We start from the raw sequence: 25,611 nt of genomic DNA, 5'->3' as shown, positions 1-25,611 counted from the left end.
TTCTCCTTCGCCCTGGGCAACGGAGAAGCGTCGAGAAGCCAAGTGCCACGAGTATTCGCTTTAGGAGATGATTGTCATGTCTAGCATCGGACACGATGTAGCCGCGGGTCACGACCACGCGCACGACGACCATGCGCACGAGGTGCCGCATGGTTGGCGCAGGTGGCTATGGGCCACCAACCACAAGGACATCGGTACGCTGTACCTGCTGTTCTCGTTCATCATGTTCCTCTCCGGAGGCGTGATGGCGCTCGGCATCCGTGCCGAGCTGTTCGAGCCGGGCCTGCAGATCATGCGCCCCGAGTTCTTCAACCAGCTCACCACCATGCACGGCCTCATCATGGTGTTCGGCGCGATCATGCCGGCGTTCGTCGGTTTCGCGAACTGGATGGTGCCGCTGCAGATCGGCGCATCGGACATGGCGTTCGCGCGGATGAACAACTTCAGCTTCTGGCTGCTGCCGGTTGCCGCCGTGCTGCTGGTCGGCTCGTTCTTCGTACCGGGCGGCGCGACCGCCGCGGGCTGGACGCTCTACGCGCCGCTGTCGACGCAGATGGGCCCCGGCATGGACTTCGCGATTTTCGCGGTGCACATCATGGGCGCGTCGTCGATCATGGGCGGCATCAACATCGTCGTGACGATTCTGAACATGCGCGCGCCGGGCATGACGCTGATGAAGATGCCGATGTTCGCGTGGACGTGGCTCATCACCGCGTACCTGCTGATTGCCGTGATGCCGGTTCTGGCGGGCGCGATCACGATGGTGCTGTTCGACCGTCACTTCGGCACGTCGTTCTTCAACGCGGCGGGCGGCGGCGATCCGGTCATGTACCAGCACATCTTCTGGTTCTTCGGTCACCCCGAGGTGTACATCATGATCTTGCCGGCGTTCGGGATCGTGTCGCAGGTGATCCCGGCGTTCTCGCGCAAGCCGCTGTTCGGCTATAGCTCGATGGTGTACGCAACCGCATCGATCGCGATTCTCTCGTTCATGGTGTGGGCGCACCACATGTTCGCCACCGGGATGCCGGTGACGGGCCAGCTCTTCTTCATGTACGCGACGATGCTGATCGCCGTGCCGACGGGCGTGAAGGTCTTCAACTGGGTCGCGACGATGTGGCGCGGTGCGCTGACCTTCGAAACCCCGATGCTCTTCGCGATCGGCTTCCTGTTCGTGTTCACGATGGGCGGCTTCACGGGCCTGATCCTGTCGATGGCGCCGCTCGATATCCAGATGCACGGCACCTACTACGTGGTCGCGCACTTCCACTACGTGCTAGTGGCGGGTTCGCTGTTCGCGCTGTTCTCGGGCTGGTACTACTGGTCGCCGAAGTGGACGGGCTGGATGTACAACGAGATGCGCGGGAAGATTCACTTCTGGGCGTCGATGATCACCTTCAACGTCACGTTCTTCCCGATGCACTTCCTGGGTCTCGCGGGCATGCCGCGCCGCTATGCGGACTACCCGGCGCAGTTCACGGACTTCAACCAGATCGCGACGATCGGCGCGTTCGGTTTCGGTCTCGCACAGGTCTACTTCCTGTTCGCGGTCGCGCTGCCGACGTACCGCGGCGGCGGCGAGCACGAGAAGGCCGGCGACAAGCCGTGGGACGGCGCGCAAGGCCTCGAATGGACCGTGCCGAGCCCGGCGCCGTTCCATACGTTCGAGAACCCGCCGACGGTCGAGTAAGTAAGCCGTTTTATCGTGCTGCAAGGCTTCGAAGCGAAGCCTTGCAGCCAGTCAGTTCAGGAAAGCATGGCCCCGAATCCACAAAAAAGACGCACGCCCGAGGAAATCCGCGCGGGCAACAAGCGGCTCGGCCTCGTCATGGTGTTGATCGCCGCCGTCTTTTTTCTGGGTATCGTCGTCAGGCAATACCTGTTGTCGCGAGGATAACGTGTCCACTCAGCAGGATGATTCGCGCGTCGACCGCTCGTTCAACCGGTCGATGCTTTTCAAGCTCTTCGTCGTCGCCGCGATGATGTTCGGCTTCGGCTTTGCGCTGGTGCCGATGTATCGCGCGATTTGCCAGATCACCGGCATCAACAATCTCGTGCAGCGGGACGTCGGCGCGCGCGAGGCGAAGAACACGCAGGTCGATGCGAGCCGCACGGTTTCCATCGAGCTGGATGCGAACGCACGCGGCCCGCTGCAGTTCAAGCCGGAGCAGTCGAGCCTGGACATCCATCCAGGCGAAGTGATGACGGTGATGTATCAGGTGACCAACGAACAAAGCCGTACCGTGAAGGCGCAAGCCATTCCGAGTTATGCGCCGAAGCAGGCCACCGAGTATTTCAAGAAGATCGAATGCTTCTGCTTCACTCAGCAGACGCTCGCACCGAACGAGACGAAGCGCATGCCGGTGGTGTTCGTCGTCGATCCGAAGCTGCCGAAAGACGTGAAGACGATCACGTTGTCCTACACGTTCTTCGAACTGGACGCGCCGAAGTCGGTCGCGAAGGGAACGTGAGCGCCATGAGTTCCCCAACGCCGCGCAAAGGCGGGTTCGTGAAGCTGCTGAAGGCGGTGTTCTGGTCGTTCTTCGGCGTGCGGCGCCGGGCCGACCTGGAAAACGATGCGGCGCAGTTGAACCCGTTGCATCTGATCGCGGCCGGCGTGATCGGTGCTGTGCTGTTCATCGTGCTGTTGCTGGTGATCGTGCGGGCGGTGGTCGGGTAGTCGGACGAGCGCGCGGCGCGTGAGCGCGGCGATGCGGCATCAAAAAATTCAAGCAACTGGATCGAAGTGGAGAATCAACAATGAGCGGTCAAAACGAGAGCCCGTACTATTTCGTGCCGCATCCGTCACGGCATCCGATTCTGGCTGCGTGCGGCTTGCTGGTGATGCTGTCCTCGCTGGCGGCGTGGATCAACGGTCATTCGTTCGCGCCGTTCACGACGCTGATCGGCCTGCTGTTCCTGCTGTTCGTGCTGTGGCACTGGTTCGGCGACGCGATTTCCGAATCGGAAGGAGGCATGTACGGCAAGCGCGTGGACGTGTCGTATCGCTGGAGCATGAGCTGGTTCATCTTCTCCGAAGTGATGTTCTTCGGTGCGTTCTTCGGTGCGCTGTTCTATGCACGAGCCATCGCATTGCACGAACTCGGCAGCCTCGACTACAAGCTGATCTGGCCGGACTTCTCCGCCGTGTGGCCGAACAATGGCCCTGCCGCGCTGGTCCCGCACTTCCGCGCGATGGTGCCGTGGCCGCTGCCGACCATCAACACCGCGCTGCTGCTCACTTCCGGCGCGACGCTGACGGTGGCGCACCATGCGCTGCGTGAGGATCATCGCAGGAAGGCGATCGGCTGGCTCGCCGCGACGGTGCTGCTCGGCGTGATCTTCCTGTTCTGCCAGGGCTACGAATACTTCCACGCGTACAACGAACTGAACCTGACGCTGGCGTCCGGCGTGTACGGCTCGACGTTCTTCCTGCTGACCGGCTTCCACGGCTTCCACGTGTTCCTGGGCGGCACGATGCTCGCGGTCGTGCTGGTGCGCATGATGCGCGGACACTTCACGGCGGAGCACCACTTCGCATTCGAAGGCGCCGCGTGGTACTGGCACTTTGTCGACGTCGTCTGGCTCGGGCTGTACGTCGTCGTGTACTGGCTGTAAGCGCGTTTCCAGCGGGCGGCTTCGTGCGCCCGCTAACCGCAGTCGAGCCGTGATTTCGCGCCGCCCTCAGGTTTCGGGGGCGGCGTTTTGCTTTGCGGCGCGGGAGGAAACGGAAACGGAACGCGCGAGAGATTCGCGCGCCGCGACAATCGGTCCTGTGTTGGAGAACCTTTGCGGCGGGTTATCGTCCGAGGGGAATGCCCGTCGATTGAATCCAGCCCATCCAGTGTGCGAAGAGGATGAACAGGAACAAGGAAATGGACAGCCCGACGCGCATGGCGAGCGACCACACCATCCGCTTGGTCTTGCCGCGGTCGGTCATCATGAAATACAGCGCCGAACCGAGGCTGCCGAGGATGAGAATGAAAGCGATGGCGACGATAATGTGCATGAAACCAGCCGGCAATGTTGCTCAAGTTGCCCGGATAACGCATTGAGCAGTATGGAAACGAGTCATCTCATTATCTCACTCGACGCATCGCGCCGCGCGGCGCGCAACGCTTCACTGCGGTCGTGTCGCGCATGAAAATCCGTTTCTGGCCCACGGTCCTGATTCTTATCGTCGTGGCGGTGACCGTGCGTCTCGGCTTCTGGCAGCGCGATCGCGCGCTTCAGAAGGAGGCGCTCAACGCGCGTATCGTCGCGTTCGAGAACGCGCCGGCAGAGCGTGTGGGCGTCGATCCGATGCCGCTGAAATCGGTCGAGTTCCATCGCGTGGAAGCGCGCGGCGAGTTCATGCCCGAGCGCGTCGTGTATCTGGACAATCGTCCGTATAACGACCAGCCCGGCTTTTATGTCGTGATGCCGCTTAAACTCGAGGGCGGCGGCTACGTGCTCGTCAATCGCGGATGGCTGCCGCGCAATCTGGCCGATCGCACTGGCATCGAACGCTATGAGACGCCGCAGGGCGTCGTCGATATTCAGGGCGTTGCGCGCGCCAATCCGTCGCAGGCGTTCGAGCTGGGCAAGGGTGGATCCGCGGCGCATCAGCAGATCCGGCAAAACCTGAGCATTCCCGCGTTCGCCGCCGAGACGGGATTTGCGCTGCAGCCGTTCGTGATCCAGCAAACGAACGACACCCACGACCGGCTCGTGCGCGACTGGCCCGCGCCGACGCTGGGCGTCGAGCGCAACTACGGCTACATGCTCCAGTGGTGGGGCATGGCCGTCGCCGCCGTGGGCTTCGGCCTGTATGCCGCACGCCGCGCCGCCAAGAAGACCGACGCACCGCGCAATCCCCGCGACGACGACGAAGCCGCAAATCACGCCTGAATTCATTTCGATACGAACGATGCCTTCCCAACGCCCCACGACCGCCGCAGACACGCCGCCCACGCGGCAACGCACGCCCTCCAAGGGCTCCTGGACCAACGGCCGCTGGATGCTCGTGCTGCTCGCGCTTGTTTGCGCGGCGCCGGTGATCGCGTCGTACCTGATGTACTACGTCTTCAAGCCGGCAGGCGGCACGTCGAGCTACGGCAAGCTCATCGATCCGCAGCGCCCGATTCCGTCGCAACTCGTCGTCACGGACGAAAAAGGCCAGACGCTTCCGTTCAAGTCGCTCGAAGGCAAGTGGCTGATGATCACCGTCAATAGCGGCGATTGCGACGAACAGTGCGTGAAGCGCCTCTACTACATGCGACAAGTGCGCGTGCTGCAATCGGCGGAGCGTGACCGCGTGGTCAACGTCTGGCTGCGCACGGACGACAAGCCCGTCGCCGACGTCATCAAGACGGCGTATCCGCAGCCGGACACGCGCATGCTGATCGCCGATCCACGCGCCGTCGGCGAGTGGCTGCCGGTCGCGGACGGCGCGAAGCTGACGGATCACATCTTTCTCGTCGATCCGAACGGTAATTTGATGATGCGCTTCCCGAAGGACCCCGATCCGAAGAAGATCAACGCGGATGTGGCGAAGCTGTTGAAGTGGTCGCGTATCGGTTGAGGGTGGACTATGAGTTTCGTGTTGCAACTGGGACTGATCGGCTTGTGCATTGCGCTGTTGCCGCTGTCCTATGTCTGGGTGAAGGCCGATGACGACAAGTTCAAAAAGCTCGTCTGGCTCACCACTTTTCTGACGCTCGACCTGATCATGTTCGGCGGCTTCACGCGCCTGACCGATTCCGGCCTCGGCTGCCCGGACTGGCCGGGCTGTTACGGCACGTCGTCGCCGTTCATCGCGCACGCACAGATTTCCGCCGCCTATCAGGCCATGCCGACCGGACCCGTCAGCATGGTGAAGGCGTGGATCGAGATGTTGCATCGCTATTTCGCGATGGCGATCGGCGTGCTGATCATCGCTCAGGTGATCATCGCGTGGACCGCGCGCATCAAGCGCCGTCCGCTGCACGTTTCGCCGTGGTGGCCGACCGGCATTCTGCTGCTGATCTGCCTGCAAGGCGCATTCGGCGCGTGGACCGTCACGCTTAAGCTTCAGCCGGTGATCGTCACGACGCACCTGCTGCTCGGCCTCGCGCTTCTGGGCGTGCTCGGCTGGCTGGCGGCGCGCATGACGCCGGTTCCGTCGCTCGATTCGACCGCCGCGCGCTGGATGCCCGCCGCCGTGTTCGGACTCGCGCTGCTGGTCGTACAGATCGCGCTCGGCGGCTGGGTGAGCACGAACTATGCTGTGCTGGCCTGCACCGACTTTCCGCTCTGCAACGGGCAATGGATTCCGCCGATGAACTTCGAACACGGTTTTCACCTGTGGCGCGCGCTCGGCATGACCGGCGAAGGCGATGTCATCTCGCAGGATGCGCTCGTCGCGATTCACTGGACGCATCGCACGTTCGCGGTCGTCGTCGTGCTGTATTTGCTGTGGCTGGCCGCGAAGCTGCGCCGCTTCGAGTCGCTGCGCAAGCCGGCGAACGGCGTGCTGGCCGTGATCGTCATTCAGTTTCTGACGGGCATGTCGAACATCGTGCTGCAATGGCCGCTGCCGGTGGCCGTCGCTCATAACGGCGGCGCGGCGGTCCTGTTGCTGCTGCTCGTCATGCTAAACTTTCGAATCTCTTCCAGCCGTCCCGGCCGCGCCGCGCTTCCCGCGCGCGACGTCGTTTCAGCGTGATGGCCCATGTCCATGGATAGCACCACACTCAATTCCCCCCTCGGCAGCCGCGTCTCGCAGTACATCGCGCTGACCAAGCCGCGCGTGACGCAACTGGCCGTCTTCTGCGCGGTCATCGGCATGTTCCTGTCGACGCCCGGCATGGTGCCGTGGACCAAACTCATCGGCGGCGCGGTCGGCATCTGGCTGCTCGCGGCTGGCGCATTCGCCATCAATTGCCTCGTCGAGCAGAAAGTCGATGCGAAGATGCGTCGCACCGCATGGCGTCCGTCGGCGCGCGGACAGATCACCAGCACGCAGATTCTGATGTTCTCGGCGGTGCTCGGCGGCATCGGCATGTGGACGCTTTACAGGTTCACCAATCCGCTGACGATGTGGCTTACGGTCGCGACTTTCGTCGGCTACGCGGTCATCTATACGCTGCTGCTCAAGCCTTACACGCCGCAGAACATCGTGATCGGCGGCGCGTCCGGCGCGATGCCGCCGGCGCTCGGATGGGCCGCCGTAACGGGCGCGGTGCCCGGCGACGCCTGGATTCTCGTGCTGATCATCTTCGTGTGGACGCCGCCGCATTTCTGGGCGCTCGCGCTGTATCGCCGCAAGGACTACGAGAACGCCGGCCTGCCGATGCTTCCCGTAACTCACGGCGAAAAGTACACGCTGCTGAACATCTTTCTGTACACCATCGTGCTGTTCGCCGTCACGCTGATGCCTTTCGTCTCCGGCATGAGCGGCGTCGTCTATCTGGCGAGCGCGATCGTGCTGGGCGCGATCTTCCTCGGCTATGCGTGGAAGCTGTATCGCGCTTATTCGGACGCGCTCGCGCGCCGCGCTTTCCGTTATTCGATCGTCTATCTGTCGCTGCTCTTCGCCGCCCTGCTGATCGACCACTACGTTCGCACGGTGATCGGCGCATGATGGCCGCTGTTCGCCGCCTTTTCGCATTGTTCGCATGCGCGGCGCTGCTGTGCGCGTGCGACAAGGCGCCCGATTTCAAGAACCTCGATATCACCGGCAACAAGCAGTTCGGCAGCGACTTCTCATTGCCCGACACCGCCGGCAAGACGCGCACGCTCGCGGACTTCAAGGGTAAGGCGGTCGTGCTGTTCTTCGGCTACACGCATTGCCCCGATGTCTGCCCGACGACGCTCGCGGAGCTTTCCCAGGCGATGCAGCAACTCGGCGACAAATCGAAAGACGTGCAAGTGCTGATGGTCACGGTCGATCCCGCACGCGACACACCGGACTTGCTCGGGCAATACGTGAAGGCGTTCAACACGTCGTACATCGGCTTGCGCCCCGATGACGCGCAGCTTCAGAAAGTTGCCAAGGATTTTCGCGTGTACTACGGGAAGGCAGCGGGCAAGACGCCTGCCGATTACACGATGGATCACACCGCCGCGAGCTACGTGTTCGACAAGGACGGCAAGCTGCGTCTTTTCGCACGCGATGGGCAGGGCGTGGAGCCCTGGGTGCATGATCTCAAGCTGCTGATCGACTGATCGGCCAGGCAGCAAGCGAAACATGAAGCGGCCCGTGGGCCGCTTTTTTCATGGCGTCGAGGGCTCGGGCAGGTTCAGCCCCGGCGCGAGACGCGTCGCCTTGAACTCGGTGATGTCGTAGTGTGCGAGTTGCTGACGGGCAAACGGGTCCTCGGCAAAGATCGCGTCGAGCCGATCACGATCTACGCCCGTCGCGATAATCACGCCGCCGTCGCGCGGCACCTTCGGCCCCGCCATCACGAACACGCCAGCGGCGAAATAGCGTTCGAGAAACGCCCGATGTTCTTCGAGCGCATCGTCGATTTCAGCGAGCGCGCCGGTGTATCGCAGATTGATCACGTACATGCTGATGCAGCCTCGGCGAAGTTTGTGTGCATTCGATTGTACGGCGCACCGCCAGCGGATATGGACATAAGCAAACCGTATTTCCGCAGCCGCCAACGCTGTGCGAAGATTCGCGCATCGGCCGCGCGCCTTGTGCGACAGCCGGTACAGCACTCCCGCAGTCATTTTGCATTCGAAACAGGAACACCATGCAGCGCAGAAATTTGCTTAAAGCTGTGGCCGCCTTCGTGGCGTCCGCGGCGTTCGTCACGAGCTTCTCGGCCCATGCCGACGACAAGGTCATCAAGGTCGGCACGATCAGCGGCCCCGACGCACAAATCTGGCAAGTCGTGCAGAAAGTCGCCAAGCGCGAAGGTCTGAACGTGAAGTTGATCGAGTTCAACGACTATGTTCAACCGAACGCCGCGCTCGATGCCGGCGATCTCGACGCCAACAGCTTCCAGCATCAGCCGTATCTCGATAGCCAGGTCAAGCAGCGCGGATACAAGATCGTCAACGCGGGGCTGACGTACATTTCGCCGCTCGGCGTGTATTCGAAGAAGCTGAAGTCGCTGAAGGACCTGCCGCAAGGCGCGAAGGTCGCGGTGCCGAACGATCCGTCCAACGAGAATCGCGCGCTTCTGTTGTTGCAGTCGCAGGGCGTCATCAAGCTGAAGGCCGGCGCCGGCGCGAACGGCAACAGCGCAACTGCGCTCGACGTTGCCGAGAATCCGAAGAAGATCAAACTGGTCGAACTCGATGCAGCGCAACTGCCCCGCACGCTCGCCGATGTCGACGCCGCCGCGATCAACACGAACTTCGCGCTTGCCGCCGGCCTGCAGCCGACGAAGGACGCGATTGCGCTCGAAGACGTGCATAGCCCGTATGCGAACCTGATTGCGGTCCGCGCGAAGGACAAGGACCAGCCCTGGGTGAAGAAGCTGGTCGCCGCGTATCAGTCCGAGGACGTGCGCCAGTTCCTCAAGAACGAGTTCAAAGGTTCTGTCGTGCCTTCGTTCTAACGAACTGCAGTCCTCTTGTTTCTACGGCGTCCAACGGACGCCGTTTTTTATTGCGCGGATCAGTCCGTCATTCGGCGTAAATCCGCCGCAGCTCGCGCTCCCAGACAACGCCTGTTTCATCCTGACGCAGCTTGAAGCCGCTGCGCATGAAGAGGGCGCACAGATCCTCGCGCGCATCGTCGATTTCGCAGACGACGCTTTCGTAGCCCGCGCCCTGCGCAAAGTTCGCGCATGCCGCGACGAGGCTTTCGCCCAGACCGCAACGCCGTGCGCCCGGCTCGACGAACAGCAGTTCAATGCGCGCCTGACTTTCCGACGCCGCGTTCAACACCGCCGCACCGACGCGAGCGGCGCCTTGCTGCTCAGCCACCCAGCACGCGATGCCCGGCTTGTTCGTCTGCATGGCGTGCAAAAAGCGTGCGATGACGTCGGCCGCGTGAGTCTCGTTCAGGAGGCACGCCCCTTCGGATACGTCGAGCAGCGCGTGACGCTCGATCATCCAGCCGAAATCGCCGCACCGCGGACTGCGCAGGCGCGTGACGACGTCGGCGGAAGAGGGCGACAGCAGCCGTTCGATATCCGCCATCGCCGACGACAACTGCTCGATCTCGCCGGGGGCCAGCCGGTTGAGAAGCGAGGCCGTTTCCGTGGACACGTGAAGGTCGAGTTCATCGACTTTGGCTTTGGCCTCGGTTGTCATGAACAGGAGGTGCGCGCGCCTGTCCGACTCGTTCTTGCGCCGCACCACGAGCCCCATCTTCTGGAAGTTCGAGATGAGACGGCTGAGGTAGCCCGTATCCAGCCCGAGATTGCGCGAAAGATCGGCGGCGGTGTGCGCGCGATCGTGCGCAAGCTCGTGAAGAATGCGCACCTCGGTGAGCGAAAAATGGCTCTTGTGAAGCCGTTCATGGAAAGCGCCCGCGTGGCGCGCGTAAAACCGGTTGAAGCGCCTGACGGCTTCAACACCCCGACTCGGATCAAAACAGCCCATCTGCCTTCGCTCTCTCAGAAATCTGGTTTTGATTAATTAATTGCGATTCCGAACTAATGCCCACATTGTGCCAAAGAAAGCACGATCGTGCGAATGCGCGCATGCCCGAATTCTAGTGCAATCGACAATCGAGCAGACCAGCCAGGTTTATGCGGGTAAGTCCTCATGGCAATTATTCTCCGAAAGCACACGCGGATCAATCTGTAACTTATTGATTATGAGCAGGATTCCAGCGGTGCGTACGGCTATTTGGCAGACATTGACTGGTATTATGTTGGTTATATAATGGGCTCCACTTAAAGATGTGGGCTTTCACCGTTCGCGGCGGAAACCATCCAATGTGATGCACAAAAGCCTGCGGTTCCCATTCGCATTTGACGCAACGCCCTGAATTCAGGCGTTGCGCGAGCAGCAAAAGGCGCACGGCGCTGCCTTTTCAGTGACCGCTGCTCGGCGGCAATGAACCCGCGTCGCAGCGGCAGCGGCCTCCCCGGGCCGGCCAAAGCCTGCATCGCGCGATTCGCACGGATTCCGAAGAGAGTAACGAAGACAACAAGAGGACCTAATGACGCCGTCCGCACGCTCGCGCTTATTGAAGTACGCGCGAGTCAACCTGCTCGCAGCATGGCGCGAACGGCCCGGAACCTCATCACGCATTGCGCACTTCCAGAGAACTTCATGCTGAAAGGAAACATACTGACGAACGACGGATGGATCCACGGCTCCGTGCGTTTCGAAAACGGCCGTGTCACGGCGCTCGAAGGTCATATCGCCGATCCGTCGATCAATGACGCGCCGTTCATACTGCCCGGCTTCATCGATCTTCACGTGCATGGCGGAGGTGGCCGCGACATCATGGAGGGCGGCGACGCAGCCGATACCGTCGCCCGCGAGCACGCGAAGCACGGCACGACGAGCCTTTTGGCCACGACGATGACCGCGCCGCGCGACGAACTGATGGACGTCGTCGCCAGCCTGGGCGAACGCGCCAAATATCGCGCCGCGAACGGTGCGCGCGTGCTGGGCGTGCATCTGGAAGGACCGTACATCAATCCCGGCAAGCTGGGCGCGCAGCCGGACGCGGCCGCCGTCGCGGTGCGCGACGAAGTGCTCAAATTTCTCGAACTCGCGCCGATCCGTGTCGTGACCATTGCGCCGGAGATTTCGGGGCATATGGAAGTGATCGCCGAGATGGCTGCGCGCGGCGTGCGCGTGCAACTGGGTCATTCGCTCGGCACTTACGACGACGCCGTCAACGCGCTCAAACACGGCGCGCGCGGCTTCACGCATCTGTTCAACGCGATGTCCCCGCTGCATCATCGCGATCCCGGGATGGTCGGCGCGGCGCTCGCGCATGCGGAGTACGCCGAACTGATCCCCGACCTGCTGCACGTCCATCCCGGTGCGATCCGCGCCGCGATGCGCGCGATCCCGCGTCTTTACGTCGTCACCGACAGCACGTCGGCGGCCGGCATGCCGGACGGCGAATATCGCCTCGGCAGCCAGCACGTGACCAAATGCATGGGCGGCGTGCGCCTCGCGGACGGCACGCTCGCAGGCAGCACCCTGACGATGGATCAGGCGCTCCGTAATCTCGTCTCGCTGGGCATTCCGCTCGCGGACGTTTCCAACCGCTTGTCACGCTTTCCCGCCGATTATCTCGGGCTCGAAGATCGCGGCCGCATCGCGCGTGGCGCATGGGCCGATCTCGTCGTGCTCGACCGGGACTTTGCGCTGACCGCCACGTATGTCGAAGGAGAATCGCTTGTCGAATATGCTCAATGAGGCGCTGGAGTCCGCGGATGTCGTCGCGGCTCAGCTCGCCGATACCTCGCGCATCGAAGCGCTGGCCGTGAAACTCGCGGAGCAGCCGCGTCATGTCGCGTTGACCGTCGCTCGCGGCAGTTCGGACCACGCCGCCAGTTATTTCGCAAGCCTGACGATGAGCCGCATCGGCGTGCCCGTCGCCTCGCTGCCGATGTCCGTCGCCACGCTCCAGCAAGCGCCGCTGCGCGTGTCCGGTCAGCTTGCCGTCGCCTTCTCGCAATCGGGCAAGAGCCCCGATCTCGTCGGCACCATGCAGGCGCTGCGCGATGCGGGCGCGTTCACCGTTGCGGCCGTCAACGTGCCGGGTTCGCCGCTCGAAACCGCGTGCGAATGGTACTTGCCGCTGCTCGCCGGACCGGAACTGTCCGTCGCGGCGACCAAGAGCTATATCGCGATGCTCTCGCTGTCGGCAATCGTGATCGCGCACGTTCAGCGCGATGTCGAATTGCTCAACGCGCTGAAGTCGCTGCCGGACGCGCTGCGCGCGGCGGGCAAGCTCGACTGGACGCGCGCCGTCGACGAACTGAAGAACGTCGATCGCATGATCGTGATCGGGCGCGGGCTTGGCCTTGCCATCGCGCAGGAAGCGGCGTTGAAGCTGAAGGAGACGTCGGGCATTCAGGCGGAAGCGTTCTCGAGCGCCGAAGTGCGTCATGGCCCGATGGAGATCATCGATCGGGACTATCCGTTGCTCGTCTTCGCGCCGCGCGGACCGGAGCAGGCTGGCCTGATCCAGCTTGCCGCCGACATGCGCGCACGCGGCGCCCGCGTGCTGCTCGCCGCGCCGAGCGACGTGGCCGACGCGGAACTGCCGCTCGTCGCAACCGATCACCCGGCGCTCGATCCGATCGCCGCAATTCTTTCGTTCTATGTGATGGCCGCCGGTCTGGCCGCCGCACGCGGGCGCAATCCCGACGCGCCGCGCCACCTGAACAAAGTCACCGAAACCCATTGAGTGAGAAAGACGATGCGCCGTGCCGAGCAGTCTTTGCTGAATTCCTCCACCGCCGATAACCCGAGCGACGTCGTTCTGCTCGCTCCGTTCACCGGCCCCGTCGTCCCGCTCGCCGACGTGCCCGACCCCGTATTCGCCGAGGGCATGTTCGGCGACGGCATCGGCATCGACCCGCTCGATCACGTGCTCGTTTCGCCTTGCGATGGCACGGTCACCCATCTTGCGCGCACCCATCACGCGGTCACGCTGCGCACCACGCAGGGCGCGGAAATCCTCGTGCACATCGGCATCGATACGGTCGAACTGGGCGGCAAGGGCTTCACGCCGAAGGTCGAGCAGGGCGCGTCGGTGCGCGCGGGCCAGCCGCTGATCGAATTCGACGCCGATTTCGTCGCGCAGCACGCACCCAGCCTCGTTTCCGTCATCGCGATCGCCAACGGCGATGCATTCGATGTCATTCAGCGCGCCGGCCGCGGCGTGGTGAAGGCGGGCGAGCGCATGCTCGTGCTGCGCGCGAAGGAAGGCGCGGCGGCGCAGGCGGCGCTGTCGTCGTCGAACGTCGTCAATGAAGCGCGGCGCAGCGTCACGCTGGCGCACGCGGGCGGCTTGCACGCGCGTCCGGCGGCGCGGGCGCGGGAAGCGGCGCGCGGCATCGACGCCAAGGTCGAAGTGCGTTACCAGGGCCGCAAGGCGTCGGTGGAAAGCGTCGTCGGCCTGCTCGGTCTGGGCGCAGGCGAAGGCGCGACCATCGAGCTCGTCGGCATGGGCGCGCAGGCGCAGGAAGCGGTCGATGCCGTCGCGACAGAGCTGTTGCGCGCCGCTCAAGGCGAAGTCGAAGAGACGCCGGCGCGCGAGAAATCGCCCGCGCCGGTTGCGGCTCGTGCTTCCGCGCAACCGCTGCCGCCGAACATGCTGGCCGGCGTGTGCGCCGCGCCTGGCATCGCGGTCGGAAAACTCGTGCGCTGGGACGATCAGGAGATCGTGCCGGAGGAAAAAGCGAGCGGACCTTCGGCGGCCGAAAGCCGGGCGCTCGACCGCGCGATCGCACAAGTGGACACGGAGCTCGAGGACACCGTGCGGACCGCCTCGCAACGCGGCGCGGTCGGTGAAGCGGGCATTTTCGCGGTGCATCGCGTGCTGCTGGAAGACCCGACGCTCGTCGACGCCGCCCGCGATCTGATCAGTCTCGGCAAGAGCGCGGGCTTCGCGTGGCGCGAGTCGATCCGCGCGCAAATCGCGTTGCTCAACAACGTGAACGACGCGCTGCTCGCCGAACGCGCCGCCGACCTGCGCGACATCGAAAAGCGCGTGCTGCGCGCACTCGGCCTCACGAATACGGCGGCGCGCGCGCTGCCCGACGAAGCCGTGCTCGCGGCCACCGAATTCACGCCGTCCGACCTGTCGTCGATCGACCGGACGCGTGTCACCGCGCTCGTGATGTCGCGCGGCGGTGCGACGTCGCACGCGGCGATCATCGCGCGTCAGATGGGCATTCCGGCGCTCGTCGCGATTGGCGATGCGCTTCACGCGATTCCGGAAGACACGCAAGTGGTCGTGGACGCATCGGCGGGACGCTTCGAACATGCGCCGACCGCGCTCGATGTCGAACGCGCGCGTCATGAGCGCGAACGGCTCGCGAGTGTGCGCGAGGCGAATCGCAAGATGTCGCAGGAGGCGGCATCGACGCGCGATGGGCGTCACATCGAAATCGCCGCGAATATCGCCACGCTCGACGACGCGAAGGCCGCCGTCGAGAACGGCGCGGACGCGGTCGGGCTGCTGCGCACGGAACTCCTGTTCATCCACCGCCACGCTGCGCCGACGGTCACGGAGCACGCGTCGAGCTATCAGGACATCGTCGATGCGCTCGCCGGGCGCTCGGCCATCATCCGCACGCTCGATGTCGGCGCGGACAAGGAAGTGGACTATCTGACGCTGCCGCCCGAAGAGAACCCGGCGCTGGGCTTGCGCGGCATCCGTCTCGCGCGGGTGCGCCCCGATCTGCTCGACGACCAGTTGCGCGGTCTGCTCGCCGTCAAGCCGGCGGGCACGGTCCGCATTCTTCTGCCGATGGTCACCGACGCCGGCGAATTGCAGCGGCTGCGCGCGCGCATCGACGAACTGGCGCGCGAAGCGGGCCGCACGGATGCGATCGAAGTGGGCGTGATGATCGAAGTGCCGTCGGCTGCGATGCTCGCCGATCAACTTGCGAAATACGCCGATTTCTTCTCGATCGGCACCAACGATCTGACGCAGTACACGCTCGCGATGGACCGCTGCCAGCCCGATCTCGCCGCACAGTCCGACGGCCTGCATCCGGCCGTGCTGCGGCTCATCAAGGCGGCGGTGCAGGGCGCGGAGAAGCATGGCAAGTGGGTCGGCGTGTGCGGCGCGCTCGGCGGCGATCCGCTCGCGGTGCCGCTGCTCGTCGGCCTGGGCGTGACGGAATTGTCGGTCGATCCGTCCGCCGTGCCGGGCATCAAGGCGCGCGTGCGCAATCTCGACTACCAGCTTTGCCGTCAGCGCGCGGAAGACGTGCTCGCGCTCCAATCGGCTCAGGCAGTAAGAGCGGCCAGCCGCGAAATCTGGCCGCAGGACTAAACGGCACCGACTGTCGTACAACCCCGAGCAGCACCGACAAGACCTATATTTTTGGAGAACCCGATGGACGCTAACCCGTTTGCAAAGATGCAGCGCCTAGGCCGCGCGCTGATGCTGCCGATTGCCGTATTACCGGTGGCCGGCCTGCTGCTGCGTCTTGGCCAGCCCGACGTCTTCAACATCAAGATGATCGCCGACGCCGGCGACGCCATCTTTTCGAATCTGCCGCTTCTGTTCGCCATCGGCGTCGCAGTCGGCTTCGCGAAGGACAACAACGGCACGGCGGGTCTCGCCGGCGCGATCGGTTATCTGATCGAAACGGCCGTCATGAAGGACATCGACGCCAAGCTCAACATGGGCGTGTTGTCGGGGATCATCGCGGGGATGGTCGCGGGATACATGTACAACCGCTTCAAGGACATCAAGCTCCCCGAGTATCTGGCGTTCTTCGGCGGCAAGCGTTTCGTGCCGATCGCCACGGGGGTCGCGTGCCTCTTTCTCGGCATTCTCTTCGGCTTCGTCTGGAAGCCGGTGCAGCTCGGCATCGATACAGCCGGCAACTGGCTCACGACGGCAGGCGCGCTCGGCACCTTCGTTTTCGGCGTGCTGAATCGCATTCTGCTCGCGACGGGGCTGCATCACATCATCAATTCGCTCGCGTGGTTCGTGTTCGGCTCCTACACGCCTGCCGATGGCGGCGCGGTGGTGCACGGCGACCTGCATCGCTTCTTTGCGGGCGACAAGAGCGCGGGCGGCTTCATGACCGGCTTCTTCCCGATCATGATGTTCGGCCTGCCCGCCGCGTGTCTCGCGATGTTCCACGAAGCGCCGAAGGAGCGCCGCGCGGTCGTCGGCGGCCTGCTGTTCTCGATGGCGCTCACCGCGTTCCTCACGGGCGTGACCGAGCCGATCGAATACAGCTTCATGTTCCTCGCGCCGGTGCTCTACGGCATCCACGCGGTGCTGACCGGTCTGTCGCTGGCAATCTGCTCGGCGCTCGGCATTCACCTCGGCTTCACGTTCTCGGCGGGCGCGATCGACTACGTGCTGAACTACGGTTTGTCGCAGCGCGGCTGGATGGCGATTCCGCTCGGCCTCGTGTACGGCATCGTGTATTACGGGCTGTTCCGCTTCTTCATCCGCAAGTTCAACATGGCGACGCCGGGCCGCGAACCCGCCACGACCGACGCCCAAACCGATGCCACCCCGGTCGGCGGCTTCGTTCCGGGTGAGACCGTGCCGGCTGCGGCCAGCACGCGTGCAGGCAAGTACATCGCGGCACTGGGCGGCGCGTCGAACCTGACGCTCGTCGACGCCTGCACGACGCGGCTGCGTCTGTCGGTGGTGGATGCGGAAGCCGTGTCCGAGCCGCAGTTGAAGTCCATCGGCGCGCGCGGCGTGCTGAAGCGCGGCAAGACCAACGTGCAGGTCATCATCGGACCGGAAGCGGACCTGATCGCGGACGAAATTCGTGGCGAACTCGAGCATTCCTCGACGCGCGGTGCGACGCCGGCCTCGTCGGCCCCGGCGCAGCCTGTCGCCGCTGCAAGCGTGGCTGACCACACCGCCGGTCCGCTCGATCCGGACCCGCTGCGCTGGATCGCGGTGTTCGGCGGTGCGACGAACGTCGTTTCGCTCGATGCCGTCGCGCAGACGCGCCTGCGTGTCGTCGTGCGCGATCCGTCGTCGGTGGATCGTCAGCGTCTGTCGCAACTGGATGTCGCGTGGGTGTCGGCGGATACGTTCCACATCGTCGTGGGCGCGGCGGCGCAGCGATATGCCGCACAGCTGAGCACGCGTCTGTCGGATAACGGCGGCGGCGCTGCACCGATGCCGGCCTGATTCGGCAAGCTGTTGTTTCGAGAAACGGCGCTCCTTCGGGAGCGCCGTTTTTTTTTTGACCAGCGGCACTGCAAAGCGGGCGTGGAAAAAAAAGCCCGCTGTCTTTCGACAGCGGGCTTCGATCTTCCGCTACAGCCTCTACGCGGCGTTACGCGTAATCGTGCAGCGCCGAGCGCATCTTCTTCATCGCGCTGGCTTCGATCTGGCGAATGCGCTCCGCCGACACGCCGAATTCGTCGGCCAGTTCGTGCAGCGTCTTGCCGCCCGATCCGTCGTCCTGCACGTCCAGCCAGCGCGCCTTGATGATGCGGCGGCTACGGTCGTCCAGCGACTCCAGCGCGGTCGACAGACCATCGCTTTGCAGCTTGTCGAACTGGCGCGCGGCGATGACGTTCGTCGGTTCGTTATGCGAGTCCGCCAGATAGGCGATCGGCGCGAACGCTTCCTCGCCGTCATCGACCTGGCCTTCGAGCGCGATATCGCCGCCCGACAGACGCGTTTCCATCTCCGCGACTTCCTCGCGCTTCACGTTCAGCTCGCTCGCGAGACCTTCGATCTCGCCCGGCGTGAACGCCGCGTGCCCGGTCTTGTGACTGCGCAGGTTGAAGAACAGCTTGCGCTGCGCCTTGGTCGTCGCGACTTTCACCATGCGCCAGTTGCGCAGGATGTATTCGTGAATCTCGGCCTTGATCCAGTGCATCGCGTACGACACGAGGCGCACGTTTTGCTCTGGGTCGAAGCGCTTAACGGCCTTCATCAGACCGATATTGCCTTCCTGAATCAAATCAGCATGCGGCAAGCCGTAGCCCAGATAGTTCCGGGCGATGGACACCACGAGACGCAGGTGCGAAAGCACGAGCTGCCGCGCCGCGTCGAGATTGCCGTGCTCGCGAAATTCGGTTGCGTACTGACGTTCCTCCGCTTGCGAAAGCATCGGAATGCGGTTCACTGCTTGTATGTATGAATCGATGTTGCCGATCTGGCCGGTCAGCATCGACGACTGTGCGTACGTCAGCGCGCCTGCCGAAGATGCCTTGGCAGGCGCCGAGCCCACTACATTCGGAAGGGTCATCGCATTGGTCACGCTCATAAGCTCCTTTTCAAATGACTTGCCCACAGCCAGAACGGCGGCGGCAAGTCAGCCACGATATTAGCACTCCGTTCCAACGAGTGCTAAGTGTTAGAGGGGGGAACAACGTGAGAGTTCCCACAAAGCTATCAACTTTGTGAGTTCGATAGTGGCGCAGGGCCGGCGGAAAAGTCGAAATTACCGATTCGATCTCTAGCGGCTACTTAATTACCGCATTTATTCGCCTGTGAAAGGCTTTGTTCAAATAAATGAATCGCCAATGTGGCTTTGTGCAAATTTTTATCAATCCACATACAATCTGCCGATCCCGTCATGCGGACATGAAACTCAACCCTTATATGGGGCGCTCATGCAGAAAAGCAAAGATCTCTGGCGCAGTGTGTTTTGTCGCGGCGCGCTCGCGCTTTCGCTCGGTCTCGTTTCGGCGGCGGCGCATGCCGACCGGTTCGGCCTGCAGATCACGGGCGGGGTGTCCGACCGCGATATCCGGAAGGCGGACCTCGGCGTGGTCTGGGATCCGGGCCTGACCTGGTGGGAGATCGGCGGCTTTCACTTCACGCTGCTCGGCGAGGGCCACGTCGGATACTGGCATTCGACCCTGGACTACGCGGTCAATCCGAACATCTGGGAAATCGGCGTGACGCCCGTTCTGCGATTCGTGAAAAGCTCCGGCTATATCCGTCCGTTCATCGAGGCGGGTGTCGGCGTGAGGCTGCTTTCGCACACGCGCATCACGCCATATTTCACGGTATCGTCGGCGTTCCAGTTCGCCGATATGGTCGGCGTCGGCGCGATCTTCGGTGCGAAGCAGAACTATCAGGCCGGTTTCCGCTTCCAGCATGTGTCGAACGCCGGTATCAAAGAGCCGAATCCTGGTATAAATTTCAGCCAGATTTATCTGCAATACAACTTTTGACGAGGCGCCGGCGCATCGGTTCCTTGGCGAGGGGAATCGACAGATGCCCGCAAAAACCTTCGAGGTCATCCGCGGCCTGGAGCGCGACCGCTTTCGCGCGATGGTCGAAGGCGACGGCGCGACGCTGGAGGCGCTGCTCGCCGAGAACGCCAGCTACGTGCACACGAACGGCAAGCGCGAGACCAAGCGTCAGTTCATCGACGCAATCACCGCGGGCCGCCGCCGCTACCGCCAGATCGAAATTCAGTCGCAGGACGTGGTCGCAGCCGGCCGCGACAGTTGCCTCGTGTCGGGCCGGGCGCTGATCGAGATGGAATCGAAGAACGGCGCGCTGCTCTTTCCCGTCGCCTATACCGCGATTCACGTTCAGACCGACGGTCAATGGCTGATGCTCGCGCTTCAGGCGACGCGCGTGGCCCTCGAATAGCCGCGCGCGCCGCGCCGGTCATGCCTCCACCGGCTCGTCCCGCCGCGCATCCTTCACGATCCGCCGCGACCGGTTCACCGCGCTGATGACGGCATCGACGACGGCGAGCGCCGGATTCGCATGCACCGCGACGCCGAAGCGCGTCGGCTCATCCGCGACGCGGCAGCCGACGAACACGGCCGTATCGCCGCTCGTTGTCTTCGTCGATTCGAACCAGTTCACACTTGCCTCGACGCCCAGTGACGACGCAACCGCCTGCGCGTAATGCTCCTCGCTCGCCGCGCCGGACACGGGCGGCATCGCGATGCGCTCGCCGCAAACCGACGCCGTCGCCGCATCCACGCGCGATACCGCGCCGCCCGCATCGAAGTATTCGCGCTTGAAAAGGGCGCAGATCGCGTCGCCGCTGATTTCCTCGCCCGATTCGTCCGCGACGGCCTGCACGGCATGGCTGAACTCGATCTGCACGCGGCGCGGCGGCGTAAAGCCCAGGCCGCGTTCGAGCAAGTAGGTCGCGCCGCCTTTGCCGGACTGGCTATTGACCCGAATCACCGCGTCGTAGCTGCGGCCGAGATCGGCCGGGTCGATCGGCAGATACGGCACTTCCCACACGCTGCCCGGCACGCGCTGCGCGAAGCCCTTGCGGATTGCGTCCTGATGCGAGCCCGAGAACGCGGTGAAGACGAGATCGCCGGCATACGGATGGCGCGGATGCACCGGCAACTGATTGCATCGCTCGACGACGCGCCGCACGGCGTCGATGTCCGAGAAATCGAGGCCCGGATCGATGCCCTGCGTGTAGAGATTCAGCGCGAGCGTGACGAGGTCGACGTTGCCCGTGCGCTCGCCGTTGCCGAACAGACAGCCTTCGACGCGGTCCGCGCCCGCGAGGATCGCCAGTTCCGCTGCGGCGACCGCCGTGCCGCGATCGTTATGCGGATGCACCGACAAGACGATGCAGTCGCGATAGCCCATGTTGCGGTCCATCCACTCGACCTGGTCGGCGAAGACGTTGGGCGTCGCGGATTCGACCGTCGCCGGCAGATTCACGATCATCTTGTGTTCGCGCGTCGGACGCCACATTTGCGCGACGGCGTCGCAGACTTCGCGTGCGAAGGGCAGCTCCGTCATGCTGAACGTCTCGGGCGAATACTGGTAGGTCCAGTGCGTGCCGGGCCGCGCCGCCGCACATTCCTTGATGATGCGCGTGCCTTCGACGGCCAGCGCCTTCACTTCATCCTTCGACTGATTGAACACGATGCGCCGGAATGACGGCGCGATCGCGTTATAGAGATGCACGATGACCTTGCTCGCCCCTTCGACTGCCTCGAATGTGCGCTGGATCAGTTCGCGGCGCGACTGCACGAGCACTTCGATGGTCACGTCGTCGGGAATGCGCTTTTCGTCGATCAGCTTACGCACGAAATCGAAGTCCGTTTGCGACGCCGACGGGAACCCCACCTCGATTTCCTTGAAACCCGTTGCCACCAGCATGTCGAAGAACTCGAGCTTCGCGGCGATGCTCATCGGCTCGATCAGCGACTGGTTGCCGTCGCGCAGATCGGTGCTCATCCAGATGGGCGCTTTCTCGATCGTGCGATTTGGCCAGCGGCGGCCATTCAGACGGACTTGCGGGAACGGGCGGTATTTCTCGGCGGGGTTCGGCATCATGGTCGTCGATCTCTCTTGGAACAGTCTGCGTAGCGCCTGCGAGAGGAACCGCGGCCGGCGGCTGGCCGGCTGCGGCGCGATGCACATGTTGCGAAGCCGCGCACACGGTCCCATTGCGCACCGGCGATGGTGACGCCTGCGACCAACGTGAACGTGCGCGAAGTAGCGTGCATTTGACCCTCGCGTTCTCGTTTCGCGGGATGTGCGAACGAAAAGCTGACGACTACAGGTGGTAAGGAAAGGAACTGCGGGAACTGCTGGCAGGACCGCGCGCCTGGCGACGCACGGCGCTACGTCTGGCGACTTACGCTAGACGTAGCGATAGGGGCCGCGCTAGGCGGCCCGAAATAATTCGGAGGGAGGAGGGCTGGGTGAAGCTCATCGGCTCACTTTAAACCAGCGTAGAAGAATGTGTCAAACGGCTGCTGACTTTTTTGCGGAGGCCTAAACCGGCCTGCGCACGATATCCGCGATGACTTCAACCTGACGCAAGACCGCCGGCGGCACGGCCACGTCGCCGCGCATCACGTCCTCGATCCAGCGCGCGGTGGTCGCGGCATCGAGCGATTCGGGCATCTCGACGGCGGGCGCGTCCGCTTGAGAACGCTCGGGCGACAGCAGCGTCTCGACGCGGCCGTCGTGGAACCAGTCGACTTGCACTTGCCGGCGTGTATCCGCCACCGCTTCGCCTTCGGTGCCGCGCGCAAGCAGTGCGCCGCCCTGCGCGGCATCGGGATGATCGGTGAAAAGATCGGTCAGGCTGTCGCGGTATTCCGGATGCGTGTAGTTCACGAGGCGCAAGCCCGGCTCCGCGAACGGCTGGAGAATCTTGACGAGCGTATGCGTCGAGTTGCGCACGCCCATGATGCGCCTGAGCGCGAGCAGGCGCGCAAGCTTCGGCGCGAGCGAGGTGACCGGCGCGAAAGCGAGCCGGCGGGATGCGAGACTATCCTCGATCTCATCCGGCGATGCCGCGTGCGGAATGCCCAGCTCGGCGAAGATCGCGGCGCTCGTCACGCGGCCGGGATCGTCGACGACGCCGTGCACCAGCACCGGCACGCCTTCGCGGGCAAGCAGAAGCGCGAGCAGCGGCGTCAGATTCGGTTGCTTGCGCGCGCCGTTGTAGCTCGGAATCGATACCGGGCGGGCGTGATCGCGGCCCTCCTGCACATGCAGCGGCTCGAACGACCGATGCGCCGCCGCGAGCATCGCGGCAAGCTCGGCGGCGGTCTCGCCCTTCACGCGATAAGCAAGCAGCACCGCGCCGAGTTCGAGATCGGAGACGCGGCCATCGAGCATGGCTTCGTAGAGCGTGTAGGTGTCGTCGCGGGACAGCGCGCGTGCGCCGTTCGGCCCGCGGCCGATTTCCTTGATGTAGCGTGCGCAGGCGAAAGGGGAGGCTTGGGTGTCGTTCATCGGAAGCATGCGCAAACGGGCGTTCAGTTCCGGGGTCGTGAGCGTCGCCGTCGCTAGGTTGAAGGTCCGGAAAGGACACTCGTATCGCATTTGAGCGTCGCTGGCAAGCATTGGCGACCGTCCCGGCGGCGCGAAGCCGGCGGGATGGACGGCCTTGCGCGGCATTCCGAAGGATTGCCGAAGGGCCGGCGAAAGCTCGCGGACTCACGCCAGTCAAGGCTCGCCACGATTATCCGGCGCGCGTTACACTCGTTCTTCTCGCAGGCCGCGCTTTCTCGGGCCAGCATCGAATAACAGCAACCGAGTTGCATGAGACCGGGGCGGCGCATGGCATTTCCGCTTCGTTCTCGACAGGAGAACAGGATGAGCTACGTGTTTCCCCCGGCGCCCGCAGTGACGGTGCCGGTCGCCGGACTGGACGAGCAGTTTCCCGTGCGCCGCATCTACTGCGTCGGACGCAACTACGAAGCGCATGCGCGCGAAATGGGTCACGACCCGGACCGCGAGCCGCCGTTCTTCTTCAGCAAGCCCGCCGATGCGGTGCTCTATGTCGCGCCGGGCGGCACGGGCGAATTCCCGTATCCGTCGCAGACGAAGAACCTGCACTTCGAGATGGAACTGGTCGCGGCCATCGGCAAACAGGGCAAGAACATTCCCGCCGACAAGGCGCTCGACTACGTCTATGGCTATGCGCTCGGTCTCGACATGACGCGCCGCGATCTGCAAGCCGAAGCGAAGAAGCTCGGCCGTCCGTGGGATACCGCGAAGGGTTTCGATCACTCCGCGCCGCTCGGCCCCATCCATCCGGTATCGAAGGTCGGGCATCTGGAGAAGAGCGCGATCTGGCTGACGGTCAACGGTGAAGAAAAGCAGCGCTCGGACATCTCGCAACTGATCTGGTCGGTCGGCGAGACGGTGGCGTATCTGTCGACGCTCTTCGAACTCTTCCCCGGCGATCTCATTTTCACCGGCACGCCCGAAGGCGTCGGCGCGGTCGTAAAGGGCGATCTGTTGAAGGGCGGCGTCGAGGGCATCGGCGAATTCTCCGTGCGCGTCGTATGAAGCTCTACAGTTACTTTCGCAGTTCGGCGGCGTATCGCGTGCGCATCGCGTTGAATCTGAAGGGCCTCGGATACGACTACGAGGCCGTTCACCTGCTGCGCGACGGCGGCCAGCAATTGAAGCCGGAATACCGCGCGCTGAATCCCGATGGCATCGTGCCGACGCTCGTCGACGGCGACGACGTGCTGACGCAATCGCTCGCGATCATCGAATATCTCGACGAGACGCATCCCGAGCCGCCGCTTCTGCCGCGCGGTCCGTCGGATCGCGCGTTCGTTCGCTCGGTCGCGATGCAGGTCGCGTGCGAGATTCATCCGCTCGACAATCTGCGCGTGCTCAAGTACCTGAAGCATCAGGTGAAAGTGCCCGATGAAACAAAGGACGCGTGGTATCGGTACTGGGTGGAGACGGGCTTCGCATCGCTCGAAAAGCGACTCGCGGGTGACAAGCGCGTCGGCAAGCTGACCTTCGGCGACACGCCGACCATCGCCGACCTTTGCATCGTGCCGCAGGTCTTCAACGCCCGCCGCTTCGGCATCGACCTCGCGCCGTATCCGACGATCGAGCGCATCGCCGACAACGCGAATCAGCTCGACGCCTTCGAACGCGCGGCCCCCGCGCAGCAGCCCGACGCCGAATGACGGCTGCGGTGGCGGCAGGGGCGCTCCCGAGCTATCTGTCGGGCGCGGGACTCGGCGCGAGCCTCATCATGGCGATCGGCGCGCAGAACGCCTTCGTGTTGCGGCAAGGCTTGAAGCGGCGGCACGTCGGCATCGTCGTGGCGATCTGCGCGAGCATCGATGTCTTGCTGATCGCGCTCGGCGTCGGCGGAATGGGCGCGCTGATCGCGCGTGCGCCGGTTCTGCTGGAAGTCATTCGCTGGGCGGGCGCGGTGTTCCTGTGCTTATACGGCCTGCGCGCTTTTCTGGCGGCGTGGCGCGGGCCGGGACATCTCGACGCATCCGATGGCGAAGCCCAGACGGCGCTCGGCGCGGCATCGACGGTGCTCGCGTTGTCGCTGCTGAATCCGCACGTTTATCTCGATACGGTGGTGTTGCTCGGCGGGATCGGCGCGCAACATGGCTGGCCTGCGAATGCGTGGTTCGCGGCGGGCGCGATGTGTTCGTCGATCGTGTGGTTCACCGCGCTCGGCTTCGGTGCGCGCTTGCTGGAGCCGTGGTTTCGCAAGGACGTCTCGTGGCGCGTGCTGGATGTGATCGTGGGCTGCGTGATGTGGTGGATCGCGGCGGCGCTGGCGCTGTCGCGTTGAGCAGGTCTTC

Annotated in this window: 26 protein-coding genes and 1 pseudogene; 20 read left to right on the top strand and 7 right to left on the bottom strand. The window is 63.8% G+C overall.

Going from position 1 to position 25,611, the window contains the following annotated elements:
• Positions 1 to 76: 76 nt before the first annotated feature.
• The 5 genes from ctaD (at position 77) to LDZ21_RS12590 (ending at position 3,618) form a co-directional block, all read left to right on the top strand.
• Positions 77 to 1,690, top strand: a complete 1,614-nt coding sequence (ctaD, locus tag LDZ21_RS12610; RefSeq protein ID WP_035961940.1) for a cytochrome c oxidase subunit I — start codon at positions 77 to 79, stop codon at positions 1,688 to 1,690.
• Positions 1,691 to 1,756: 66 nt separating this feature from the next.
• Positions 1,757 to 1,897, top strand: coding sequence for a cytochrome oxidase small assembly protein (locus LDZ21_RS12605; protein ID WP_035961835.1), 141 nt, complete (start codon positions 1,757 to 1,759; stop codon positions 1,895 to 1,897).
• A 52-nt stretch (positions 1,898 to 1,949) separates the two neighbouring features.
• Entirely contained in the window at positions 1,950 to 2,471 is a 522-nt protein-coding gene (locus LDZ21_RS12600; protein ID WP_244794844.1) for a cytochrome c oxidase assembly protein, read from the top strand.
• Positions 2,472 to 2,476: 5 nt separating this feature from the next.
• Positions 2,477 to 2,680: a DUF2970 domain-containing protein gene (locus LDZ21_RS12595; RefSeq protein ID WP_035961938.1), complete on the top strand. Its 204-nt coding sequence runs from the start codon at positions 2,477 to 2,479 to the stop codon at positions 2,678 to 2,680.
• Positions 2,681 to 2,760: 80 nt separating this feature from the next.
• Positions 2,761 to 3,618 (top strand): cytochrome c oxidase subunit 3, encoded by an 858-nt coding sequence (locus tag LDZ21_RS12590; protein ID WP_035961832.1) that lies wholly within the window; start codon positions 2,761 to 2,763, stop codon positions 3,616 to 3,618.
• A gap of 181 nt (positions 3,619 to 3,799) precedes the next feature.
• Here LDZ21_RS12590 and LDZ21_RS12585 read toward each other — a convergent pair whose 3' ends face one another.
• Entirely contained in the window at positions 3,800 to 4,009 is a 210-nt protein-coding gene (locus LDZ21_RS12585) for a twin transmembrane helix small protein (protein WP_035961831.1), read from the bottom strand.
• Positions 4,010 to 4,140: 131 nt separating this feature from the next.
• Here LDZ21_RS12585 and LDZ21_RS12580 point away from each other — a divergent pair, with 131 nt between their 5' ends.
• From LDZ21_RS12580 to LDZ21_RS12560, 5 genes are read left to right on the top strand one after another with little or no spacing between them, the layout of a single operon-like run.
• On the top strand, positions 4,141 to 4,890 hold the full coding sequence (locus LDZ21_RS12580; RefSeq protein WP_035961830.1) for an SURF1 family protein: 750 nt from the start codon (positions 4,141 to 4,143) through the stop codon (positions 4,888 to 4,890).
• Positions 4,891 to 4,909: 19 nt separating this feature from the next.
• Complete coding sequence (locus LDZ21_RS12575) at positions 4,910 to 5,563, top strand: SCO family protein (RefSeq protein WP_244793588.1); 654 nt, start codon at positions 4,910 to 4,912, stop codon at positions 5,561 to 5,563.
• A 9-nt stretch (positions 5,564 to 5,572) separates the two neighbouring features.
• A complete protein-coding gene (locus LDZ21_RS12570) occupies positions 5,573 to 6,685 on the top strand; it encodes a COX15/CtaA family protein (RefSeq protein WP_035961827.1) in 1,113 nt (370 codons plus the stop codon).
• Between the two features lie 12 nt (positions 6,686 to 6,697).
• Positions 6,698 to 7,603: a heme o synthase gene (cyoE, locus tag LDZ21_RS12565; RefSeq protein ID WP_035961826.1), complete on the top strand. Its 906-nt coding sequence runs from the start codon at positions 6,698 to 6,700 to the stop codon at positions 7,601 to 7,603.
• Positions 7,600 to 8,187 carry an SCO family protein gene (locus tag LDZ21_RS12560; RefSeq protein ID WP_244793587.1) on the top strand — a complete coding sequence of 196 codons (588 nt, stop codon included), beginning with the start codon at positions 7,600 to 7,602 and terminating at the stop codon, positions 8,185 to 8,187. Before cyoE ends, LDZ21_RS12560 begins: the two co-directional genes overlap by 4 nt.
• Before the next feature lie 48 nt (positions 8,188 to 8,235).
• On the opposite strand, the gene LDZ21_RS12555 is transcribed toward LDZ21_RS12560, so the two are convergent.
• Entirely contained in the window at positions 8,236 to 8,532 is a 297-nt protein-coding gene (locus LDZ21_RS12555) for a YciI family protein (protein ID WP_244793586.1), read from the bottom strand.
• 188 nt (positions 8,533 to 8,720) lie between these two features.
• Between LDZ21_RS12555 and LDZ21_RS12550 the strand changes: the two genes are divergently transcribed.
• Positions 8,721 to 9,533, top strand: a complete 813-nt coding sequence (locus LDZ21_RS12550; protein ID WP_244793585.1) for a MetQ/NlpA family ABC transporter substrate-binding protein — start codon at positions 8,721 to 8,723, stop codon at positions 9,531 to 9,533.
• Between the two features lie 67 nt (positions 9,534 to 9,600).
• Here LDZ21_RS12550 and LDZ21_RS12545 read toward each other — a convergent pair whose 3' ends face one another.
• Positions 9,601 to 10,188, bottom strand: a complete 588-nt coding sequence (locus LDZ21_RS12545; protein WP_244794843.1) for a GNAT family N-acetyltransferase — start codon at positions 10,186 to 10,188, stop codon at positions 9,601 to 9,603.
• 117 nt (positions 10,189 to 10,305) lie between these two features.
• Positions 10,306 to 10,524, bottom strand: a pseudogene (locus tag LDZ21_RS12540) (bifunctional helix-turn-helix transcriptional regulator/GNAT family N-acetyltransferase); the annotation flags it as partial.
• A 678-nt stretch (positions 10,525 to 11,202) separates the two neighbouring features.
• On the opposite strand from LDZ21_RS12540, the gene nagA reads away from it, so the two are divergent.
• The 4 genes from nagA to nagE all read left to right on the top strand — a co-directional run bounded on the left by nagA (position 11,203) and on the right by nagE (position 17,749).
• Positions 11,203 to 12,309 (top strand): N-acetylglucosamine-6-phosphate deacetylase, encoded by a 1,107-nt coding sequence (gene nagA / locus LDZ21_RS12535; protein ID WP_244793584.1) that lies wholly within the window; start codon positions 11,203 to 11,205, stop codon positions 12,307 to 12,309.
• Positions 12,299 to 13,306 carry an SIS domain-containing protein gene (locus LDZ21_RS12530; protein ID WP_244794842.1) on the top strand — a complete coding sequence of 336 codons (1,008 nt, stop codon included), beginning with the start codon at positions 12,299 to 12,301 and terminating at the stop codon, positions 13,304 to 13,306. The genes nagA and LDZ21_RS12530 overlap by 11 nt, the downstream gene beginning before the upstream one ends.
• A gap of 12 nt (positions 13,307 to 13,318) precedes the next feature.
• Entirely contained in the window at positions 13,319 to 15,907 is a 2,589-nt protein-coding gene (gene ptsP / locus LDZ21_RS12525) for a phosphoenolpyruvate--protein phosphotransferase (RefSeq protein WP_244794841.1), read from the top strand.
• Positions 15,908 to 15,970: 63 nt separating this feature from the next.
• Positions 15,971 to 17,749 carry an N-acetylglucosamine-specific PTS transporter subunit IIBC gene (nagE, locus tag LDZ21_RS12520; protein WP_244793583.1) on the top strand — a complete coding sequence of 593 codons (1,779 nt, stop codon included), beginning with the start codon at positions 15,971 to 15,973 and terminating at the stop codon, positions 17,747 to 17,749.
• Positions 17,750 to 17,897: 148 nt separating this feature from the next.
• On the opposite strand, the gene rpoH is transcribed toward nagE, so the two are convergent.
• Positions 17,898 to 18,833 carry an RNA polymerase sigma factor RpoH gene (rpoH, locus tag LDZ21_RS12515; RefSeq protein WP_035961936.1) on the bottom strand — a complete coding sequence of 312 codons (936 nt, stop codon included), beginning with the start codon at positions 18,831 to 18,833 and terminating at the stop codon, positions 17,898 to 17,900.
• A 355-nt stretch (positions 18,834 to 19,188) separates the two neighbouring features.
• Between rpoH and LDZ21_RS12510 the strand changes: the two genes are divergently transcribed.
• The gene (locus LDZ21_RS12510; RefSeq protein WP_244793582.1) at positions 19,189 to 19,755 is read left to right on the top strand and encodes an acyloxyacyl hydrolase; all 567 of its coding nucleotides are present in this window, start codon (positions 19,189 to 19,191) and stop codon (positions 19,753 to 19,755) included.
• A 43-nt stretch (positions 19,756 to 19,798) separates the two neighbouring features.
• Positions 19,799 to 20,182 carry a nuclear transport factor 2 family protein gene (locus LDZ21_RS12505; protein ID WP_244793581.1) on the top strand — a complete coding sequence of 128 codons (384 nt, stop codon included), beginning with the start codon at positions 19,799 to 19,801 and terminating at the stop codon, positions 20,180 to 20,182.
• A gap of 18 nt (positions 20,183 to 20,200) precedes the next feature.
• On the opposite strand, the gene leuA is transcribed toward LDZ21_RS12505, so the two are convergent.
• Together leuA and ybiB are read right to left on the bottom strand one after the other, a co-directional pair.
• The gene (leuA, locus tag LDZ21_RS12500) at positions 20,201 to 21,853 is read right to left on the bottom strand and encodes a 2-isopropylmalate synthase (protein ID WP_244793580.1); all 1,653 of its coding nucleotides are present in this window, start codon (positions 21,851 to 21,853) and stop codon (positions 20,201 to 20,203) included.
• Positions 21,854 to 22,297: 444 nt separating this feature from the next.
• Positions 22,298 to 23,269, bottom strand: a complete 972-nt coding sequence (gene ybiB / locus LDZ21_RS12495) for a DNA-binding protein YbiB (RefSeq protein ID WP_152562537.1) — start codon at positions 23,267 to 23,269, stop codon at positions 22,298 to 22,300.
• Between the two features lie 363 nt (positions 23,270 to 23,632).
• Between ybiB and LDZ21_RS12490 the strand changes: the two genes are divergently transcribed.
• Genes LDZ21_RS12490 through LDZ21_RS12480 form a run of 3 tightly spaced genes read left to right on the top strand, consistent with a single transcriptional unit; the run spans position 23,633 to position 25,601 of the window.
• Entirely contained in the window at positions 23,633 to 24,331 is a 699-nt protein-coding gene (locus LDZ21_RS12490) for a fumarylacetoacetate hydrolase family protein (RefSeq protein WP_244793579.1), read from the top strand.
• A complete protein-coding gene (gene maiA, locus LDZ21_RS12485; protein WP_035961810.1) occupies positions 24,328 to 24,972 on the top strand; it encodes a maleylacetoacetate isomerase in 645 nt (214 codons plus the stop codon). The genes LDZ21_RS12490 and maiA overlap by 4 nt, the downstream gene beginning before the upstream one ends.
• Positions 24,969 to 25,601, top strand: a complete 633-nt coding sequence (locus LDZ21_RS12480; protein ID WP_244793578.1) for a LysE/ArgO family amino acid transporter — start codon at positions 24,969 to 24,971, stop codon at positions 25,599 to 25,601. The genes maiA and LDZ21_RS12480 overlap by 4 nt, the downstream gene beginning before the upstream one ends.
• The last annotated feature ends 10 nt before the right edge of the window (positions 25,602 to 25,611 follow it).

It is taken from the genome of Caballeronia grimmiae, assembly GCF_022879615.1.
Taxonomy (GTDB): domain Bacteria; phylum Pseudomonadota; class Gammaproteobacteria; order Burkholderiales; family Burkholderiaceae; genus Caballeronia; species Caballeronia grimmiae.
This window is presented reverse-complemented; position numbering and strand designations above follow the sequence as displayed.

Bases quoted from the DNA above. Each gene is read 5' to 3' on its own strand.
- nagA (WP_244793584.1), top strand. From the start codon at position 11,203: ATGCTGAAAGGAAACATACTGACGAACGACGGATGGATCCACGGCTCC.
- LDZ21_RS12530 (WP_244794842.1), top strand. From the start codon at position 12,299: ATGCTCAATGAGGCGCTGGAGTCCGCGGATGTCGTCGCGGCTCAGCTC.
- LDZ21_RS12480 (WP_244793578.1), top strand. From the start codon at position 24,969: ATGACGGCTGCGGTGGCGGCAGGGGCGCTCCCGAGCTATCTGTCGGGC.
- cyoE (WP_035961826.1), top strand. From the start codon at position 6,698: ATGGATAGCACCACACTCAATTCCCCCCTCGGCAGCCGCGTCTCGCAG.
- LDZ21_RS12600 (WP_244794844.1), top strand. From the start codon at position 1,950: ATGCTTTTCAAGCTCTTCGTCGTCGCCGCGATGATGTTCGGCTTCGGC.
- LDZ21_RS12505 (WP_244793581.1), top strand. From the start codon at position 19,799: ATGCCCGCAAAAACCTTCGAGGTCATCCGCGGCCTGGAGCGCGACCGC.
- ptsP (WP_244794841.1), top strand. From the start codon at position 13,319: ATGCGCCGTGCCGAGCAGTCTTTGCTGAATTCCTCCACCGCCGATAAC.
- LDZ21_RS12575 (WP_244793588.1), top strand. From the start codon at position 4,910: ATGCCTTCCCAACGCCCCACGACCGCCGCAGACACGCCGCCCACGCGG.
- LDZ21_RS12550 (WP_244793585.1), top strand. From the start codon at position 8,721: ATGCAGCGCAGAAATTTGCTTAAAGCTGTGGCCGCCTTCGTGGCGTCC.
- LDZ21_RS12555 (WP_244793586.1), bottom strand. From the start codon at position 8,532: ATGTACGTGATCAATCTGCGATACACCGGCGCGCTCGCTGAAATCGAC.
- LDZ21_RS12590 (WP_035961832.1), top strand. From the start codon at position 2,761: ATGAGCGGTCAAAACGAGAGCCCGTACTATTTCGTGCCGCATCCGTCA.
- LDZ21_RS12560 (WP_244793587.1), top strand. From the start codon at position 7,600: ATGATGGCCGCTGTTCGCCGCCTTTTCGCATTGTTCGCATGCGCGGCG.
- LDZ21_RS12580 (WP_035961830.1), top strand. From the start codon at position 4,141: ATGAAAATCCGTTTCTGGCCCACGGTCCTGATTCTTATCGTCGTGGCG.
- leuA (WP_244793580.1), bottom strand. From the start codon at position 21,853: ATGATGCCGAACCCCGCCGAGAAATACCGCCCGTTCCCGCAAGTCCGT.
- LDZ21_RS12510 (WP_244793582.1), top strand. From the start codon at position 19,189: ATGCAGAAAAGCAAAGATCTCTGGCGCAGTGTGTTTTGTCGCGGCGCG.
- nagE (WP_244793583.1), top strand. From the start codon at position 15,971: ATGGACGCTAACCCGTTTGCAAAGATGCAGCGCCTAGGCCGCGCGCTG.
- LDZ21_RS12585 (WP_035961831.1), bottom strand. From the start codon at position 4,009: ATGCACATTATCGTCGCCATCGCTTTCATTCTCATCCTCGGCAGCCTC.
- LDZ21_RS12570 (WP_035961827.1), top strand. From the start codon at position 5,573: ATGAGTTTCGTGTTGCAACTGGGACTGATCGGCTTGTGCATTGCGCTG.
- LDZ21_RS12490 (WP_244793579.1), top strand. From the start codon at position 23,633: ATGAGCTACGTGTTTCCCCCGGCGCCCGCAGTGACGGTGCCGGTCGCC.
- ybiB (WP_152562537.1), bottom strand. From the start codon at position 23,269: ATGAACGACACCCAAGCCTCCCCTTTCGCCTGCGCACGCTACATCAAG.
- maiA (WP_035961810.1), top strand. From the start codon at position 24,328: ATGAAGCTCTACAGTTACTTTCGCAGTTCGGCGGCGTATCGCGTGCGC.
- LDZ21_RS12605 (WP_035961835.1), top strand. From the start codon at position 1,757: ATGGCCCCGAATCCACAAAAAAGACGCACGCCCGAGGAAATCCGCGCG.
- ctaD (WP_035961940.1), top strand. From the start codon at position 77: ATGTCTAGCATCGGACACGATGTAGCCGCGGGTCACGACCACGCGCAC.
- LDZ21_RS12595 (WP_035961938.1), top strand. From the start codon at position 2,477: ATGAGTTCCCCAACGCCGCGCAAAGGCGGGTTCGTGAAGCTGCTGAAG.